The sequence below is a fragment of the Streptomyces sp. NPDC006283 genome, from assembly GCF_040613325.1.
Taxonomy (GTDB): Bacteria; Actinomycetota; Actinomycetes; order Streptomycetales; family Streptomycetaceae; genus Streptomyces.
Genome location: NZ_JBEXRZ010000053.1, coordinates 1 through 17,428 on the forward strand (window position 1 = coordinate 1; position 17,428 = coordinate 17,428).

A 17,428-nucleotide genomic window follows, 5' to 3' on the forward strand; every position below is an offset into this window, starting at 1 on the left:
GACAGTTCACGCCGGGCACGGGACACCACGGCGCGGCCCTCGGCACTGTCGAGTTCCGACAGGGGGTAGCGGGCGGTGTCGACCCCCCGCCCCGGGGCCCCGTCAGGCCCCGGGGCGGCGGCACGAAGGCCGCCCGTCACTTCCCGAGCCACGCCTTCCACGTCGGCTCGTTCGCCTTCACCCACTTCTCCGCGGCCTCCTGCGGCGAGAGATTCTCCTCGGCGATCATCATCGCGACGTCGTTCTGCTGCTCGGTGGTCCACTTGAAGTTCTTCAGGAACCGGGCCGCCTCGCCTCCGTTCTCGGCGAAGCGCGTGTTGAGGAACTTCTGGAGCGGCGTGTGCGGGTAGGCGCAGGCAACCTTCTTGGGGTCGGCGTCGCAGCCCTCCTTGTACGCGGGCAGCTTCACCTCCGTCATCGGCACCTTCTCGAACAGCCACTGCGGCTTGTACCAGTAGCTGAGGAACGGCTTCTTCTCCTTGGCGAACTGCTTGATCTGGGTGATCTGCGCCGCCTCGGAGCCGGCGAAGACGACCTGGTAGTCGAGGTCGAGATTGTCCACCAGCGCCTTGTCGTTGGTGACGTACGACGGCGAACCGTCGAGCAGCTGGCCCTTGCCGCCGCTCTCCGCCGTGCGGAGCTGGTCGGCGTACTTGTTCAGGTTCTTCCAGTCGGTGACGTCCGGATGCTCGTCGGCGAAGTACTTCGGGACGAACCAGCCGATGTGGCCGGTCACTCCGAGGTCGCCGGCGGCGGCGATCGTCTTCTTGTCCTTGACGTACCGCTGCTCCTGCTCCGGGTGGCCCCAGTCCTCCAGGATGGCGTCCACCCGCCCCTGGCTGAGCGCGTCCCAGGCGGGCACCTCGTCGATCTGGACGGTGTCGACCCGGTAGCCCAGTTCGTGTTCCAGGAGGTACTGGGCGACGGCGGTGTTCGCCTGCGCGCCGACCCAGGACTGCACGGAGAGCGTGACGGTCTTCGCGCCCTGCGCGCCGGCGTACGGGGAGGCCTGACGGGTCATGTCGGCAGCACCGCAGCCGGTGACGGCCATCAGTCCGACGGCGGCCGCCAAGGCGGTGATACGAGTGCGAGCCATGTCAGGCCCCCTTTCCTGCGCGGCGCTGCGTCGGCTGCGTGACCCGGTCGAGCATCAGTCCGAGGCAGACGATCGCCGCGCCCGCGACCAGTCCGGTCGCAAGGTCGCCCTGGGCGAGGCCGAACACCACGTCGTAGCCGAGCGCCCCGCCGCCGACCAGGCCGCCGATGATGACGACGGCGAGGACAAGAACGACGCCCTGGTTGACCGCGAGCAGCAGCGCGGGCCGGGCGAGCGGCAGTTGGACGCCCAGCAGCTGCTGCCTTCCGGTCGCGCCGAGCGAGCGTGACGACTCCATGGCGACGGGGTCGACGGCGCGCATGCCCTGGGTCGTGATGCGCACGACGGCGGGCAGCGCGTACACGACGGCGGCTGCCACCGCCGGGGAACGCCCCACGCCGAACAGTGCGACCACGGGGATGAGGTACACGAACTGCGGCATGGTCTGGAAGACGTCCAGGACCGGGCGCAGCAGCCGTTCGAGCCGGGTGCTGCGGGCGGCGGCGATTCCGACGGCGAAGCCGATGACGAGGGTGACGGCGACCGCGGCGAGCACCTGCGAGAGCGTGTTCAGCGCAGGGGCCCACACGCCGAGGACGCCGATGGCGGCCATCGCGAGGACGGCGGTCAGCGCGGTGCGCCAGGTGCCGATGAGCAGCGCCGACGCGCCCACCAGAAGCAGGACCGCCCACCAGGGCAGCCACAGCAGTCCGTCGCGCACCGGGTCGAGCACCCAGGTGGTGAAGTGGGCGGCCCAGTCGGCGGTGCCGCCGACGAGCGGCACGCCGGAATAGAGGTGGGCCGTCATCCAGTCGACGGCCCTGTTGACGGGCTCGGCGATGGGGACGGTCCAGGTGTCGGGCCAGCTGAGCCGGCCGGCGAGGCGGCCGGCGACCGCGACGGCGGCAATTCCGGCAGCGGCAACGGCCCAGCCGAGCCGCCGGGACCGTCCGCTGTCGGGGCCGGCGTCGCCGAGCCGCGCCCCGGCAGCTGCCGTGACCCGGTCGAGGACGACGGCGAGCAGCACGATCGGTATGCCGGCGGCGAGGGCGGCGCCCACGTCGACGGAGGCGAGCGCCTGGTAGACGCGGTCGCCGAGGCCGCCCGCGCCGATGACGGACGCGATCACGGCCATGGACAGCGCCATCATGATCGACTGGTTGAGGCCGAGGAGCAGCTCCTTGCGGGCCAGCGGCAGCCGGGCGGTCAGCAGCCGCTGCCTGCCGGTGGCGCCGAGCGACGCGGCCGCCTCCAGCACGCCCGCGTCCGCGTCGCGCAGGCCGAGCGCGGTGAGCCGGGCCATCGGCGGCGCCGCGTACACGACCGTCGCGAGGACGGCCGCCGGCACGCCGATGCCGAAGACGAGGACGACGGGCAGCAGATACGCGAAGGCCGGCAGCACCTGCATGGTGTCGAGGACGGGCCTCAGGGCCCGGTACGTGCGGTCGGAGAGCCCCGCGGCGAGACCCAGCACGGCGCCGAGCACGACGGACGCGGCAACGGCGACGACCATCAGCGCGAGCGTCTGCATGGTCGGCACCCACATGCCGAGCAGGCCGCAGAAGGCGAACGCGGCGACGGCGGTCAGCGCGAGCCGGAGCCCCGCGACACGCCAGGCGACGAGCCCGGCGGCGGCGGTGACGCCGGCCCAGCCGACGGCGAGCAGCACCAAGTAGACGGCGCGCACGGACAGCACCACGACGTTGCTGATGTGCCCGAAGAAGTAGAGGAAGACGGGGTGGCTGTCGCGGTTGTCGACGATCCAGTCACTGGCCTCGCCGAGCGGCCCGGACAGGTCGACGCTCAGCGCCCCGGGCCAGGCCCCGCCGCCGAGAAGGACGGCTCCGAGCACGAGCAGCACGGCGGCGCCCGCGCCGATGAGCGCGGTGCGGTGCCGCCGGAGCGCGTCGAGCGCACCGGGCCGGGAAAGGGGCGCGGCGGTCTTGGTCCGCGCGGTGACCGTGGCGGTCATCGGCCCCACCGCCCCGTGTGCGGCGCGGTGGCACCCGGCGGCGACAACGTCATGGACGTACGCATCAGGCGGCCTCCTTCACGACCGGGAGGCCCGCGACGACGCCCAGCAGGCTCGCGTGGTCCACGACGCCGAGGCAGCGGCCGTCCTGGATCACGCGTGCGCTCTGGCCGGTGCGCGCCACGGCCTCGATCGCCTCCGACACCGTCGCGTCCGGGGCGAGCGCCGGGCCCGCCTCCGCTTCGGACGCCTCGGCGGCCCGCATGGCGCTGCGGACGGTCATGACCTGCTCACGCGGCACGTCGCGTACGAAGTCCCGCACATACGCGTCGGCCGGCTCGCCCACGATTTCCTCGGGAGTGCCGAGCTGGACGATCCTGCCGTCCCGCATCAGCGCGATCCGGTCGCCGAGCTTGAGCGCCTCGTTCAGGTCGTGCGTGATGAAGACCATCGTGCGGCCCTCCTCGCGGTGCAGCCGTACGACCTCCTCCTGCATGTCGCGCCGGATGAGCGGGTCGAGCGCGCTGAACGGCTCGTCGAACAGCAGCACTTCCGGGTCGACGGCGAGGGCGCGGGCCAGCCCGACGCGCTGCTGCTGCCCGCCGGACAGCTGGCCGGGGCGGCGTGACTCCATGCCCTCCAGGCCGACCTTGGTGACGAACTCCGCCGCGCGCCTGCGCCGCTCCGCGCGGCCGACGCCCTGGATCTCGAGCCCGTAGGCGACGTTGTCGAGGACCGAGCGGTGCGGCAGCAGCCCGAAGTGCTGGAACACCATGGACGCGCGGTGCCGGCGCAGTTCGCGCAGGCGCCCTGCGTCCATCGACAGCACGTCCTCGCCGTCGATGGCGATCGAGCCGGACGTCGGCTCGATGAGCCTCGTCAGGCAGCGCACCAGCGTCGACTTTCCGGAGCCGGACAGACCCATGACGACGAAGACCTCGCCCTTGCGGACGTCGAAGGAGACGTCGCGCACGGCGGCGGTGCACCCGGTGCGGCTGCGCAGTTCGGTCGCGTCGAGGGCTTCGAACTCGGGGTTCGAGGGCACCCGGTCGGCCTTCGGACCGAAGACCTTCCACAGGTCGCGTACGGAGAAGACAGGCGGCGGCGGAGTACTCATCAGGCATTACCTCCCAGCAGGTCCGCGCATTTCTCCCCGACCATCAGCACGCCGATCATCGGGTTGACGGCCGTCATCGTCGGGAAGACGGACGCGTCGGCGATCCGGATGCCGTCGAGGCCCCGGATCTTCAAGTCAGGTGCGACGACGGCGAGTTCGTCGTCGACCGCACCCATCCGGCAGGTACCGGCCGGGTGGTAGACGGTGTGCGCGACCTTGCGCGCGTACTCGCTGATCTCCTCGTCGGAGGTGACCTCGGGCCCCGGGCAGACCTCGCGCTTCAGCCAGCCGGCGAGCGGCTCGCGCGCCGCGATCTCGCGCGCCAGCCTGATGCCGTCGACGAGGGTGCGGCCGTCGTAGTCGTCCTCGTCCGTGAAATACCGGAAGTCCAGCGCCGGCTTCACCTCGGGGTCGGCGCTGGTCAGGTACAGCCGGCCGCGGCTGCGGGGCTTGGGGATGTTCGGGGTCATCGACACACCGTGCGCGGGCCGTTCGTAGCCGAGGCGCTCCGGGTTGTCGGTGAAGGGGATCTGGTAGAAGTGGAACATCAGGTCGGGGCCTGCGGAGGTGGGATCCCGCCGTACGAAGAGCCCGGCGTCGCTGTCCATCGCGGAGTTCTCCGGGATGGGCCCGTGGGTCTCCCAGACGATGACCGACTCCGGGTGGTCGAGCAGGTTCTCGCCGACGCCCGGCAGATCGTGGACGACGGGTATGCCGAGTTCCTCCAGATCGGCACGCGGTCCGATGCCGGAGTGCATCAGCAGCCGGGGCGTGTCGACGGCGCCCGCGCAGACGAGCACCTCGCGGCGGGCGCGTACGACCCGCTCCTCGCCGTCCTTGGCGCGCACGTGCACGCCGGTCGCCCGGGTGCCGTCCAGCTCGAGCCGGAACGCCCAGGTCTCCAGCGCGATGTGGAGGTTGGGCCGGTCCAGGAAGGGGTGCAGATAGGCGACCGACGCCGAGGAGCGTTTGTTGTTCTCCGGGTGGTAGGCGAGGTCGAAGAAGCCGACGCCTTCGTGGAAGGGCTTCTTGTTGAAGCTTTCGATCCGCGGCACCTCGAGCGCGGTCTGCGCGGCGTCCACGAAGTCACGGGCGATGGCGTTCCGGTCCGCCTCGTCGACGGGGACGACGTTGTTGCGCAGCTTCGCGAAGTACGGGTCCATGGCTGCCGCGTCCCAGCCGTCGGCGCCGGCCTCGGCCCACTCGTCCCAGTCGGACGGCAGCGGTTTGAAGGCGATGAGCGTGTTGTGCGAGGAACAGCCGCCGAGCACCCGTGCGCGGCTGTGCCGGATGTGCGAGTTGCCGCGGGGCTGCTCCGTGGTCGGGTAGTCGTAGTCGAGCTCGCCGCCGAGCAGTCCCATCCAGCGGCGCAGGGTCAGTACGTCGTCGCGGCCTACGTCGCTCGGGCCGCCCTCGATGACGGCGACGGTGACGTCGGGGTCCTCGGTGAGGCGGGAGGCGATCACGGAACCGGCGGTGCCGCCTCCGACGACGACATAGTCGTACTCGTGGATGTGGTCGGTCATGGTGCGTTCTTCCTCGACTCGGCGACTCAGCCCGCGAACCAGCGCACGGGGCGCGGGGCAAGGTTCTGGTAGATGTGCTTAACCTCGCGGTATTCGGCGAGCCCGGCGGGGCCCAGCTCACGGCCGATGCCCGACCTGCCGAAGCCGCCCCACTCCGCCTGCGGCAGATACGGGTGGAAGTCGTTGATCCAGACGGTGCCGTGCCGCATCCGCCCGGCCATCCGGCGCGCCCGGCCGGCGTCGGCGGTCCATACGGCGCCGGCGAGACCGTACTCGGTGTCGTTGGCGAGCGCGAGGGCCTCGTCCTCGGTACGGAAGGTCTCGACGGTCAGCACCGGGCCGAAGATCTCCTCGCGGACCACGCGCATCGAGCGGTGGCAGTGGTCGAGGACGGTGGGCCGGTAGAAGTAGCCGGGCCCCTCCGGCTTCTCGCCGCCCGCCCGCAGCTCCGCGCCTTCGCCGAGCGCGGAGGCGACGAAGTCCTCGGTCCTGGCGAGCTGCTGCGCGGAGACCAGCGGGCCGCACTCGACGCCCTCCTCGGAGCCGCGGCCGAGGCGGATCTTCTCGGCCCTGCGTGCCAGCTCGGCGACGAACCTCTCGCGCAGCGATTCCTCGATGATGAGCCGCGATCCGGCGGAGCAGACCTGACCGCTGTGGATGAAGGCCGCGTTCAGCGCCTGGTCGACGGCGGTGTCGAAGCTCTCCGGCGTGGTGCACGCGTCGGCGAAGACGACGTTCGGGTTCTTGCCGCCGAGTTCGAGGGCGACCTTCTTGACGCTGTCGGCGGCGGCGCGGGCGACCTTCGTACCGCTGACGAGCCCGCCGGTGAAGGACACGAGGTCCACGTCGGGGTGCTCGGCCAGGCGCGCCCCGACCTGGTCGCCGGGGCCGGTGACGATGTTCGCGGCGCCGGGGGGCAGCCCGGCCTCCATCAGCAAATCGATCAGGGCGACCGTGGTCAGCGGCGTGATCTCACTGGGCTTGATCACAAAGGTATTGCCCGCGGCGAGGGCCGGGGCAATCTTCCAACTCGCCTGAAGGAGTGGATAGTTCCACGGCGTGATCAACGCGCAGACGCCGACCGGCTCGTGCACGACGACACTGTGGATCTCGTCGGAACCGGCGTCGACGACGCGGCCGCCGCTCTCGTTCGTGACCAGGTCGGCGAAGTACAGGAACGCGTCGCGGACGCAGTCGACGTCGACGCGGCCTTCTTCGAGGGTCTTGCCGGCGTCCTGGCTCTCCAGCGCGCCGAGCTTCTCCCTGTCCCGCTCCAGCAGCGCGGCGACGCGACGCAGCAGGGCGGCCCGCTCGGCGACCGGGGTACGCGGCCAGGTGCCGTCGTCGAAGGCGGCACGCGCGCAATCGACGGCGTCATCGGTGTCGGCGACGCCGCCCTCGGCCACGACGGCGAAGACGCTCCCGTCCACCGGGTCGATGATGTCGCGCGTGGCGCCGGAGACGGCGAATCGCCACTCTCCGCCCACATGAATGGTCTGCTGTACTGCCGACACGTCCTGTTTGGCCTTTCGTTCCCGTTTTGTACCGCACCGGTCACCCACCCCGGCGATCTGGCTGCCTGCCCGGAAGACCGACAACCATGCGCAACGGTTAACGGAATGTGTCCACGCTCACTCCGGGCGACGCCCGGCATCACCCTTGTCCGCGGCTGTCACGCACCGGGTCGCGCGTCACGCAGAGTGTCCGCGACGGGATTGGAGCCCCGCCCCCATGCCGCGCGATCATGCTGCCCTACGGCCGCTCTAGGCTTTCGTCATGGCCACGACCTTCAACGCCCCGTTCCTCCGCGTCACCGAGCAGCACGCCGCCTGGGGCGCCGAACAACTCGAGAGGTTCAACGAGTTCATGCCCACCGGTGAGTGGAGCGCCGACCTCGGTCGGTGCCTGTACCGGCAGGCCGGTCGTGAGCTGCGGATCTCGCTGCTCGGAACGTTCGACGTGAGCGACCGGTCGTGGCTGTGGGCCTGGGCGAACCCCGGCTTCCAGGGCTCACCCGTAGCCCGCGCCGCGGAGCAGCTCAGGGAGTACGGGCAGGCGCACGGACTGAGCGAGTTCACCGACGAACTCGTGCAGCTCGCCGGCCACGAGGACCCGCGGCGCGCGGCGGAGACCCTCGCCTTCTCAGCGATGGGCGTGCTCGGCGCGGCCGGCTACATAGGCGTGCAGGCGAGCCCCGACGCCCGTGCGTACATGGTCCCCGAGGATCCACAGGTCCCCCGTGCCGAGCCCGACGCCATCACGCTGCCGCGTGTCCTGCTCACCGGGGCGGGCCTTCTGGGCGGCTCGGCACGGCGGGTCGTCGCCGGATACTTCGCTCGCCACGACCTGCCGCAGCGGGAGGCGGAGGACCGCATGAGCGCCGGGCTCCCCAACGGAGGCACGGTCGACGTACTCTTCGACGACCTCGACCGCATCGCCTCGGTGCACGTCAACTCCGGGGCGCCCGCCCCTGACCGGCCAGGTCCCGCCTAGCACCCGCATGCCCGAGCGCGGCGCCCGCAGCGATCACCGCGAGGAACAGCAGCGCGGTGATCGCCGGGTTCACGAAGGCGGGGACGAAGTCGTACGTGTAGCCGTCCGACCACCGGCAGACCGAGCTCACCGGGAACAGGCTGTCCTGCATCCTCTCCAGGTTCGGCCTGTCCACCGACGAGGAGTACCCGTACCGCTGTGCCGCGCAGGTGTACCACTCGTTCTCGAGGCGGATGTAGCACAGGAGGCCGTACAGGTAGATCGCCAGCGCGACCGACACACACACCAGTGAGGCGTCCCGAAGCGTCCCCGCAAGGGTCGGTGCGCCGAAACGGCCGCGGGCGGCGAACGCCGGGAACAGATACGCGCACAGCGTGATCAGAACCAGCACGCCCAGGATCACGATCCCGAAGGCGGCCACCGCGTTCTGGCCGGTGTCCGTGGCCAGTTGGACGGTTCCGGCGCCAACCGGGTCATGAGTCGTGCTGGTCGCAAGCATGCGCCCCATCATGCGACATCCGCGCCCGGGCCGCCGCAAGCTCCTCCCAGTGACGCAGCAACGCCCGGCACACCCGGGCCAGTTGCTCGGCCCGCCGCCGCGGCCCGGAGCCCACCACCCCGTGTCCCCCGCGCCCTGGGAGGCGTTCGTCGCGTACGCCGCGGCCGATCGGCGCCCCCGCTGAGGCGAACCCGCAGGTCGCACCGGATTCGGGGTTTCCAGAATCCGGTGCCCCGCAGGGCTCGGACCCCGCAGCCCCCTCAAAGGACTCCGGCCCGCAGATCGCCCGTGCGCTCGCCTCCGCGCTGCCCGCGGGCACTCTGTACCGGCCGGCCCGCCTCCTCGCCTACCGCCTCGCGAACTGGCTGCCACCCGAGCTGCCGAAGCTCTCCGCGCCGGAAGGGGTGGTCCCGCTCCAGGAGTGCGAGGGCTGCGCCCGCCCCTTCAGATCGACGACACCCGGCAACTGCCGCGAGTGCCGCCGGTCTGACGCCATGGACGCCGATGCGGCCGGACAGTGCACCTGACGTGCCCCGTCCGACGGCTGGCGCCGGGCCGGGCCGCGAGCAGCTCGGCGTGCACGATCCGGCCATGGACCGCCGGCCGAAGGAACTGACCCGCCTGCCGGCTCGTCCAACTGATCAAGGACCGACCGAGGGGAACACGCATGGCAGTCACTCTGGGCGAAGAGATCATGTTGCTGTCGCTGGACGACGAGTCCGGCGCGGCGAAGGACCGGCAGTCCGCCGGGTGGGCAGTGGCGGGCGGCATCCTGCTCGAGCTCGTCCTGGCCGGGCGCGTCTCGGTGGCCGACGAGCGGATCCGGATCACGGACGGCACCCCCACCGGCACCCCGCTCCTGGACCACCGCCTGGAGCAGCTCGCCGCCTGGGCGGCCCGGAGCGGTAAGCCCCGGAAAGTCACCGACTGGCTGACGAAGGACCATTCCAAGGCCGTCGGCGCCACGATCGACAGCCTGCGCGAGCGCGGACTGGTGGCCGAGGAGCAGCACAAGGTGCTGGGCCTGTTCCCGGTGCGGCGCTACCCGGAGGCGGACGGTTCGGTCGAGCGCGAGCTGCGGGAACGCCTGGCCGCCGTGGTCCTCCACGACGCCACCCCTGACGACCGCACGGCGGGCCTCATCGCTGTGATCCACTCCGCGAAGCTGCACCGCATCGCGTTCCCGGACGTACCGCGCAAGCAGATCATCCCGCGAATGATGGAGATCGCCGACGGCCAGTGGGCGGGCGACAGCGTCCGTGACGCGATCCGCAACATGCAGGCGGCGATGGTCGCGGTCACCGTGGCGACGACGGTCGCCGTCGCGGGCTGAACCCGCGGTGCCGCCGCATGTCCGGCGGCGGCCACCGGGGATACGAGGCCGTCGGCTGCCGGGGCTCACCCCGGCAGCCCGCTCACGTCGCCCTGCGCCCTCCGAAGGCGGCCAGGGTGCGCTCCAGCATCGGCATCGCGCGGATCGTCCGCCGGGAGCGGATCAGCGCGTCCCACGCGGGCTCGAACTTCTTCCAGCCGCCCGCGTACGCGAGGTGGCGCAGCCGCTCGTGCGTGCCGGGCTGGGCGGCGGCCCCGCGCCAGATGTTGGACCAGCGGTAGAAGTCGCGGTACGCGCGCCAGTAGCCGTCCTCCAGCTCTTCGGGGGTCATGCCCTTGGGGCGGTAGACGACATGGCGGGTGTCGTAGAGGTCCCAGTCGCGGTGCACGATCCGGTCCTCCGCCACCATCTGCTTCCACAGTCCGGTGGACGGATACGGCGTCATGATGTGGAACGTCGCCGTCTCGATGCCCTGCTCGACGGCCCACTCCACCGTGCGGTCGAAGACGTCCGGGCCGTCCTGGTCGAGACCGAAGACGAAGCTGGCGTTGACCATGACGCCGGCGTCGTGCAGGCGGCGGACCGCCGCGTCGTAGTCCTTGCCGATGTTCTGGTTCTTGCGCCGCTCCGCGAGGTTCGCGTCGTTGACGGTCTCGAAGCCCACGAACAGGCTGCGCAGGCCCGCCTCCACCGCCCGCTCCAACAAGCCGGGCCGCAGTACGGAGTTGACCGTCCCGGCCGCCTGCCAGAGACGGCCCATTCCCTTCATCCCGTCGAACAGGGCCTCCGCGAAACGTCGGTTGCCCAGCAGATGGTCGTCGAGGAAGTAGAGATGACGGCCGGGCAGCCGGTCGATCTCGGAGAGCGCGTCGTCGACGGTCTGCGTGTAGAAGGACTTGCCGCCCTCGAAGAACGCGTCCTTGTAGCAGAAGTCGCAGTGGTGCGGACAGCCGCGCGAGACGACGATCGAGTTGGGGACCAGGTACAGGTGACGCTTGATCAGGTCGCGGCGGACGGGCGGCAGGCCGACGAGCGTGCGCTGCGCCGTGGAGTCGTAGCGCTTCGCGGGAACGCCGTCCCGGAAGTCCTTCAGGAAGAGAGGCCACTGCTCCTCCCCCGGCCCCGTGAAGACCGTGTCGGCGTGCTGGGCGGCCTCGTCCGGCAGTGAGGTGACGTGCAGGCCGCCCATCGCCACGTGCACGCCTCGTGCCCGGAAGTGGTCGGCTATCTCGTAGCTGCGGCGGGCGGAGGTGATGTACGGCTGGAGTACGAGCAGGTCGGGGCTGGGCAGCCCCTCGATGTCGATGCGCTCGACGTGCTCGTCGTACAGCGTCACCTCGTCCGTGTCGTCCAGATACCCGGCCAGGGTCGCGAGGCCGAGCGGCGGGAACAGCGAGTACTTGATGGGGCGGAAGAGCGGACTGGTCGCTTCGGTCAGAGCCGGCAGGATCATCATCACGCGCATGTGAGCCGAGACTCGGAAACACGCCACCTCAGTTCCCGAACATGTTCAAAACTTTTCCGCTGCGCTCGGGTGGAACGCCGTACGCCCCGGCCGCAGGAGCGACCGGGGCGTACGTGCGAGGGGGACGCGTCAGATCAGGCCGAGCTCACGGACCGCGGCGCGCTCCTCCTCGAGCTCCTGCACGGACGCGTCGATGCGCGCACGCGAGAACTCGTTGATGTCCAGGCCCTGGACGATCTCGTACTTGCCGTCCTTGCAGGTGACGGGGAAGGAGGAGATCAGGCCCTCCGGGACGCCGTAGGAGCCGTCCGACGGGATGCCCATGGAGGTCCAGTCGCCTTCGGCGGTGCCGTTGACCCACGTGTGCACGTGGTCGATGGCCGCGTTGGCGGCGGAGGCGGCCGAGGACGCGCCACGGGCCTCGATGATCGCCGCGCCGCGCTTGGCGACGGTCGGGATGAAGGTGTCGGCCAGCCATGCCTCGTCGTTGACGGTCTCGGCGGCGTTCTTGCCGGCGATCTCCGCGTGGAAGATGTCCGGGTACTGGGTGGCCGAGTGGTTGCCCCAGATCGTGAGGCGCTTGATGTCGGAGACGGCGGCGCCGGTCTTGGCGGCCAGCTGCGAGATCGCGCGGTTGTGGTCGAGGCGCGTCATCGCGGTGAAGCGCTCGGCCGGTACGTCCGGGGCCGCGGCCTGGGCGATGAGGGCGTTGGTGTTGGCCGGGTTGCCGACGACGAGGACGCGGATGTCGTCCGCGGCGTTGTCGTTGATGGCCTTGCCCTGCGGCTTGAAGATGCCGCCGTTGGCGGAGAGCAGGTCGCCGCGCTCCATGCCCTTGGTGCGCGGGCGGGCGCCGACGAGCAGGGCGACGTTGGCGCCGTCGAAGCCGACGTTCGGGTCGTCGGTGATCTCGATGCCCTTGAGCAGCGGGAAGGCGCAGTCCTCGAGCTCCATGGCGGTGCCCTCGGCGGCCTTGAGTCCCTGCGGGATCTCGAGCAGGCGCAGCTTGACCGGCACATCCGCGCCGAGCAGGTGGCCGGAGGCGATACGGAAGAGCAGCGCGTAGCCGATCTGGCCGGCCGCGCCGGTCACGGTGACGTTGACGGGAGTGCGGGTCATGGCGATCTCCGTAAGACAGCTGGCGGTGGGCAACTCTGCCCCTCGTGCGGGACCTCTCGTCCACGCCCTGCTGAATCTTGACGTGAAGAGATTTCCGGCGATCAGGCTATCCGACCCGGACGCCCGCAGTCCTCCGGCCCCTTGTGGCGCGGCTCACCACCTCGCGCCACAAGGTCGTCACCGTACGTGTCAAACCACGCGTCACTGCGGGGAAGTGCAGCCCTCCGTACCCGCCTTGAGCGTGGCGCACGCCTTCACGTCGGCCGGATCGGGGGCTGCCGCCATCGGCGTGTACGCGTCCTTGTCCGCGTTGACCAGAGCGCTCTCCCGGGCCTTGCCGCCCACGGCTATCTGCACCGAGTCGCCGACGGCCGCCTGGGTGATACGGGCCCAGGCCGCGCCGCAGACCTGGCTGTAGCGGACCTCGACCACCGCCGTGCCGATGGTCGCCGTGGAGACGGTCTTCGCGTACTCGCCGCCGCAGCCCATGCTCTCCGGGTCCTGGCCGCCGCAGTCGGCGCCGTTGCACTTCACGCCGGCGGGCAGCTGCGGGCTGCTGGTGGTGGGTGCGGCGGACCGCGTCGGCGCGGCCTGCCTGCCGTCGTCGCTCTTGCCGCCGCCTACCAGCAGCCAGACCCCGGCGCCCACGATGAGCACGCTGGCGACGGCGGCGGCGATGAACGGGGCCTTCCTGCTGCGCCGGGCGGGCCGATCGGCAGGGGCGGCGGCGCCGTGCGAGGGCCGCCCGGCCTGCTGCGGCACGCGCTGCGGGGCCGTTGCGCCGACGGGGCCGTTCGGGCCGGGCCCGTACGAAGCGCCCGCCATGGGGGGCCACCCGGAGTCGGACGGCCCGCTGCCGGGTCCGGGACGAGGGCCGGGCCCGGTCGTGCCGCGCCGGGGCGCAGCGGTGGGCGCGCCCTGGCCGGCGCCGCCCCCGAGCGCTTCGCGCGCCTGCGAGATCCGTATCGCTTCCATCGTCATGTCGTGCCGCATCTCGGCACGGCTCCAGGCACGCTCGGCGAGTTCCCACATGGTGGTCACATGAATGGGGCTCGTGCCGGTCACCTCTGCGAGCGCGACGACGGCGCCCTTGGGCGCGAGGAGCCGCCCGTTGAGATAACGCTCCCAGGACGTCTTGCTGTACCCGGTGCGGTCCGAGACGGCCGCGATGCTCAGTCCACTGCGGTCGACGAGACCTCGCAGTTGCCCCATGAACTCGCGGACCTCCGGGTCCAGCCCCTCGGGCAATTCCTTCCAACGAGGCATCGGTACTTCCCCCTTGTCCCCCGAAGTGCTTTATATACCCCCCGCGCAGCCGATGCGCCTCGGGTGCGGGCCCCAGTCTCGCATCCGTAGCACGACGATCACACCGTGGCGGAATGGTCACTTCCGTGCCACAGGCCACAGTCGTCCCTTGAACGCATTTGGCGCGTCCATGACTCTTGAAGCACGACGGCGCCCGTCCTCCCTCGGGGGAGAGGACGGGCGCCGTCGGCGTCCAGGCGTCACAGCAGGCCGAAATCGGCCATCTTCTTCTGCAGGTTGGCGTCCAGGGTCTGCAGGAACTGCTCCGTGGTCTGCCACGGCTGGTCGGGGGAGATCAGCAGCGCCAGGTCCCTCGTCATCCGACCGCCCTCGACGGTCTCCACGCACACCCGCTCGAGCGCCTCCGCGAACCCGGCCACCTCGCGGGTGCCGTCCAGTCGGCCGCGGTGGGCGAGGCCACGGGTCCAGGCGTGGACCAGCGCGACCGGGTTGGTCGACGTGTCCCTGCCCTGCTGGTGCTGGCGGTAGTGCCGGGTGACCGTGCCGTGCGCCGCCTCCGCCTCGAGCGTCCTGCCGTCGGGGGACATGAGGACGGAGGTCATCAGGCCGAGCGAGCCGAAGCCCTGCGCGACGATGTCCGACTGGACGTCGCCGTCGTAGTTCTTGCACGCCCAGACGTAGCCGCCCTCCCACTTGAGCGCGGCGGCCACCATGTCGTCGATCAGACGGTGCTCGTAGGTCAGGCCGGCCCTGTCGAACTCCCCCTTGAACTCGGCGTCGAAGACCTCCTGGAAGATGTCCTTGAACCGGCCGTCGTACTTCTTCAGGATCGTGTTCTTCGTGGACATGTAGACGGGGTAGCCGCGGGCGAGGCCGTAGCGGAACGAGGCGCGCGCGAAGTCGCGGATCGAGTCGTCGTGGTTGTACATGCCGAGCGCGACGCCGGGGCCTGGGAACCGGTGCACCTCGACCTCGATCGGGTCCGAGCCGTCCTTGGGCGCGAACGACATCGTCAGGGTGCCCGGCCCGGGGACCTTGAAGTCGGTGGCGCGGTACTGGTCGCCGAAGGCGTGACGGCCGACGACGATCGGCTTCGTCCAGCCCGGCACCAGTCGGGGAACGTTCCGCACGATGATCGGTTCACGGAAGATGACCCCGCCGAGGATGTTGCGGATCGTGCCGTTCGGCGAGCGGTACATCGCCTTGAGTTTGAACTCCTCGACCCGCGCATCGTCGGGGGTGATCGTGGCGCACTTGACGCCGACACCGTGTTTCGCGATGGCGTTCGCGGCCTCGACGGTCACCTGGTCACCGGTGGCATCGCGATGCTCGATGCCCAGGTCGAAGTACTTCAGCTCGACATCGAGGTACGGCAGGATCAGTTGTTCCTTGATGAACCGCCAGATGATGCGGGTCATCTCGTCACCGTCGAGTTCGACGACGGGGTTGACTACCTTGATCTTGGGCATCGGTGAACATCCCTCTCGCGCGTCGACCGGCCCGCCGCCCCCAAGGGGACGAAACGGACCATCTCGACATCAAGCTACTCGCGACGAAGGGCGACACTCCGGATCCCGGCCGCCGGACCGGCCCCGGGACCTCCCGTTCGGACCCTTCGACCCGATCCGGACGAGAGGCCCTAGCGCACCGTGAAACGAACGGCGTCCTCGAGGAACGGCACGTCGAGCCACGGCTTCGGCTGCGCCACGAGAGCGAGCAGAACGATCAACGTACCCATCAGTCCGTACGTGATCATGTCCGTGAAACGCGAGCGGACGGCGAGCATGCCGACGGAGGGCGTGACCCGCCGCAGCACGGCGCCGACGAGCAGACCCGCACCGATCAGGATCGTGCCGACCCGGAAGGCGTCCGCGAAGGCGTTGGTGCCGATGATCAGCAGCCCGATGCCGGTCAGCGTCAGGACGGTGAGCAGCGGCCACTGACGCGCCGGCGCCGGCGCGTCCCCGGGCGCGGCCCGCCCGCCGCCCTCGGGCCGGGCCGGGTAACGCGTGACGGCCGGCGGGCGCCGCGAGCCGGCTCTGCGGCCCGCGTCGTCCGACTCCTCCAAGGCGCCCTCGGGGCCGTCCTGCGTACCGTCCCCGGAAGCCCCTTCCCCGGAACCCGCGTCGGGGCCGGGGTCGGTGCCGTTCAGCCACGCGCGGACCTCCTCCTCGGACGGCAGTTCCTCGTCCTCGGGGGTGCCGGAGTCCTCGGGGGTGCCGGAGTCCTCGGGAGAGTCTGCGCCCTCGGGAGAGTCTGCGTCCTCGGGAGTGCCGGACGTGGAGCCGTCGACGGCGTCAGCGGTCCCGGCGCCCTCGGCCGGCTCCGCACCGCTCACGTCCGCCGGACCCTGCCCGCGCTCGCCGCCGGAGGCGGAGCCGGGCGAGGAGCCCTTCGGTGACTCCTGCGAAGAGCCCTTGGAGGGGCCCTTCGAAGGGTCCTTCGAGGGGCCGGAGTCGGAGCCGCCGGGCCCGGCCGCCGGAGGGGCCACGTCGTCGTTCGGGCGCACGTCCATCGGGCCGGCCCCCGTCAGACCGCGGACTCGGCGGAAGCGGCGCGCTCGGCCGCCTCGACCACGTTCACCAGCAGCTGCGCCCGCGTCATCGGGCCGACGCCGCCCGGATTCGGCGCGACCCAGCCGGCCACCTCCGCGACACCGGGGTGGACGTCGCCGACGATCTTGCCGTTCTCGTCACGACTGACGCCGACGTCGAGGACGGCCGCGCCCGGCTTGACGTCCTCGGGCTGGATCAGGTGCGGCACGCCGGCCGCCGCGACGATGATGTCGGCCTGCCGAAGGTGGGCGGACAGGTCGCGCGTACCGGTGTGGCACTGCGTGACCGTCGCGTTCTCGGACTTGCGGGTGAGCACCAGCGGCATCGGCCGCCCGATGGTGATGCCCCGCCCGACGACCACCACGTTCGCACCCTTGATCTCCACCCCGTGGTGACGCAGCAACTGGACGATGCCGTACGGGGTGCACGGCAGCGGCCCCTCGACGCCGAGCACCAGCTTGCCGAGGCTCATCGGGTGCAGACCGTCCGCGTCCTTGGCCGGATCCATCAGCTCCAGCACCCGGTTTGCGTCGATGCCCTTGGGAAGCGGGAGTTGGACGATGTAGCCGGTGCACTCGGGGTTCTCGTTGAGTTCCCGTACGACCGCCTCGATCTCCTCCTGCGTGGCGGTGTCGGGCAGTTCGCGCTGGATCGAGGCGATGCCGACCTGCGCGCAGTCGCGGTGCTTGCCGTTGACGTACCAGCGGCTTCCGGGGTCGTCCCCGACGAGAAGGGTCCCGAGCCCGGGGGTGACACCCCGCTCCTTGAGGGCCGCCACGCGGGCGGTCAGATCGGACTTGATCGCGGCTGCGGTGGCCTTGCCATCGAGAATCTGGGCAGTCATGCACCCATCCTCGCGGATGAACCCTCCCTCGTTCCAATCCGGCCCACAGGGCGGGCACCGCCCCGGCGGAGGCCCGCAAGCACAACAGGTTGCACTTGCACAACACCTACGTATTCCGACTGGACAAAAAGTCGACGTTGATA

The 17,428-nt window shown here is 70.9% G+C and carries 14 protein-coding genes; 2 read left to right on the forward strand and 12 right to left on the reverse strand.

Annotated features, from left to right (window positions below; genetic code table 11):
- Window positions 1-136: 136 nt before the first annotated feature.
- The 5 genes from ABZ070_RS14020 to ABZ070_RS14040 form a co-directional block, all read right to left on the reverse strand.
- Window positions 137-1,096, reverse strand: coding sequence for an ABC transporter substrate-binding protein (locus ABZ070_RS14020; protein WP_356633372.1), 960 nt, complete (start codon window positions 1,094-1,096; stop codon window positions 137-139).
- Between the two features lies 1 nt (window position 1,097).
- On the reverse strand, window positions 1,098-3,068 hold the full coding sequence (locus ABZ070_RS14025; RefSeq protein WP_356633374.1) for an ABC transporter permease subunit: 1,971 nt from the start codon (window positions 3,066-3,068) through the stop codon (window positions 1,098-1,100).
- Window positions 3,069-3,132: 64 nt separating this feature from the next.
- Window positions 3,133-4,185, reverse strand: a complete 1,053-nt coding sequence (locus tag ABZ070_RS14030; RefSeq protein WP_356633376.1) for a glycine betaine/L-proline ABC transporter ATP-binding protein — start codon at window positions 4,183-4,185, stop codon at window positions 3,133-3,135.
- On the reverse strand, window positions 4,185-5,711 hold the full coding sequence (locus tag ABZ070_RS14035; RefSeq protein WP_356633378.1) for a GMC oxidoreductase: 1,527 nt from the start codon (window positions 5,709-5,711) through the stop codon (window positions 4,185-4,187). The genes ABZ070_RS14030 and ABZ070_RS14035 overlap by 1 nt, the downstream gene beginning before the upstream one ends.
- A gap of 26 nt (window positions 5,712-5,737) precedes the next feature.
- Window positions 5,738-7,225, reverse strand: a complete 1,488-nt coding sequence (locus ABZ070_RS14040) for an aldehyde dehydrogenase family protein (RefSeq protein ID WP_356633380.1) — start codon at window positions 7,223-7,225, stop codon at window positions 5,738-5,740.
- Window positions 7,226-7,487: 262 nt separating this feature from the next.
- Between ABZ070_RS14040 and ABZ070_RS14045 the strand changes: the two genes are divergently transcribed.
- The gene (locus ABZ070_RS14045; RefSeq protein WP_356633382.1) at window positions 7,488-8,204 is read left to right on the forward strand and encodes a DUF6882 domain-containing protein; all 717 of its coding nucleotides are present in this window, start codon (window positions 7,488-7,490) and stop codon (window positions 8,202-8,204) included.
- On the opposite strand, the gene ABZ070_RS14050 is transcribed toward ABZ070_RS14045, so the two are convergent.
- Window positions 8,161-8,703, reverse strand: a complete 543-nt coding sequence (locus ABZ070_RS14050) for a hypothetical protein (RefSeq protein ID WP_356633384.1) — start codon at window positions 8,701-8,703, stop codon at window positions 8,161-8,163. The genes ABZ070_RS14045 and ABZ070_RS14050 overlap by 44 nt on opposite strands.
- Before the next feature lie 667 nt (window positions 8,704-9,370).
- Between ABZ070_RS14050 and ABZ070_RS14055 the strand changes: the two genes are divergently transcribed.
- On the forward strand, window positions 9,371-10,036 hold the full coding sequence (locus tag ABZ070_RS14055; RefSeq protein WP_356633386.1) for a GPP34 family phosphoprotein: 666 nt from the start codon (window positions 9,371-9,373) through the stop codon (window positions 10,034-10,036).
- A gap of 82 nt (window positions 10,037-10,118) precedes the next feature.
- Here the strand turns inward: ABZ070_RS14055 and ABZ070_RS14060 are convergent, their stop codons facing one another.
- The 6 genes from ABZ070_RS14060 to ABZ070_RS14085 form a co-directional block, all read right to left on the reverse strand.
- On the reverse strand, window positions 10,119-11,501 hold the full coding sequence (locus ABZ070_RS14060) for a radical SAM protein (RefSeq protein WP_356633388.1): 1,383 nt from the start codon (window positions 11,499-11,501) through the stop codon (window positions 10,119-10,121).
- A gap of 129 nt (window positions 11,502-11,630) precedes the next feature.
- Window positions 11,631-12,620, reverse strand: a complete 990-nt coding sequence (locus tag ABZ070_RS14065; RefSeq protein WP_356633390.1) for a malate dehydrogenase — start codon at window positions 12,618-12,620, stop codon at window positions 11,631-11,633.
- Between the two features lie 201 nt (window positions 12,621-12,821).
- Complete coding sequence (locus ABZ070_RS14070) at window positions 12,822-13,886, reverse strand: DUF2690 domain-containing protein (RefSeq protein WP_356633392.1); 1,065 nt, start codon at window positions 13,884-13,886, stop codon at window positions 12,822-12,824.
- A gap of 239 nt (window positions 13,887-14,125) precedes the next feature.
- Window positions 14,126-15,355 (reverse strand): NADP-dependent isocitrate dehydrogenase, encoded by a 1,230-nt coding sequence (locus ABZ070_RS14075; protein ID WP_356633394.1) that lies wholly within the window; start codon window positions 15,353-15,355, stop codon window positions 14,126-14,128.
- A 170-nt stretch (window positions 15,356-15,525) separates the two neighbouring features.
- Entirely contained in the window at window positions 15,526-16,401 is an 876-nt protein-coding gene (locus ABZ070_RS14080; protein ID WP_356633396.1) for a DUF3017 domain-containing protein, read from the reverse strand.
- 14 nt (window positions 16,402-16,415) lie between these two features.
- Complete coding sequence (locus tag ABZ070_RS14085; protein ID WP_356633398.1) at window positions 16,416-17,285, reverse strand: bifunctional methylenetetrahydrofolate dehydrogenase/methenyltetrahydrofolate cyclohydrolase; 870 nt, start codon at window positions 17,283-17,285, stop codon at window positions 16,416-16,418.
- Window positions 17,286-17,428: the final 143 nt, after the last annotated feature.

Coding starts and splice junctions, on each gene's coding strand:
- ABZ070_RS14035 (WP_356633378.1), bottom strand. CDS start 5,711: ATGACCGACCACATCCACGAGTACGACTATGTCGTCGTCGGAGGCGGC.
- ABZ070_RS14020 (WP_356633372.1), bottom strand. CDS start 1,096: ATGGCTCGCACTCGTATCACCGCCTTGGCGGCCGCCGTCGGACTGATG.
- ABZ070_RS14075 (WP_356633394.1), bottom strand. CDS start 15,355: ATGCCCAAGATCAAGGTAGTCAACCCCGTCGTCGAACTCGACGGTGAC.
- ABZ070_RS14065 (WP_356633390.1), bottom strand. CDS start 12,620: ATGACCCGCACTCCCGTCAACGTCACCGTGACCGGCGCGGCCGGCCAG.
- ABZ070_RS14080 (WP_356633396.1), bottom strand. CDS start 16,401: ATGGACGTGCGCCCGAACGACGACGTGGCCCCTCCGGCGGCCGGGCCC.
- ABZ070_RS14045 (WP_356633382.1), top strand. CDS start 7,488: ATGGCCACGACCTTCAACGCCCCGTTCCTCCGCGTCACCGAGCAGCAC.
- ABZ070_RS14085 (WP_356633398.1), bottom strand. CDS start 17,285: ATGACTGCCCAGATTCTCGATGGCAAGGCCACCGCAGCCGCGATCAAG.
- ABZ070_RS14050 (WP_356633384.1), bottom strand. CDS start 8,703: ATGCTTGCGACCAGCACGACTCATGACCCGGTTGGCGCCGGAACCGTC.
- ABZ070_RS14060 (WP_356633388.1), bottom strand. CDS start 11,501: ATGCGCGTGATGATGATCCTGCCGGCTCTGACCGAAGCGACCAGTCCG.
- ABZ070_RS14070 (WP_356633392.1), bottom strand. CDS start 13,886: ATGCCTCGTTGGAAGGAATTGCCCGAGGGGCTGGACCCGGAGGTCCGC.
- ABZ070_RS14055 (WP_356633386.1), top strand. CDS start 9,371: ATGGCAGTCACTCTGGGCGAAGAGATCATGTTGCTGTCGCTGGACGAC.
- ABZ070_RS14030 (WP_356633376.1), bottom strand. CDS start 4,185: ATGAGTACTCCGCCGCCGCCTGTCTTCTCCGTACGCGACCTGTGGAAG.
- ABZ070_RS14025 (WP_356633374.1), bottom strand. CDS start 3,068: ATGACCGCCACGGTCACCGCGCGGACCAAGACCGCCGCGCCCCTTTCC.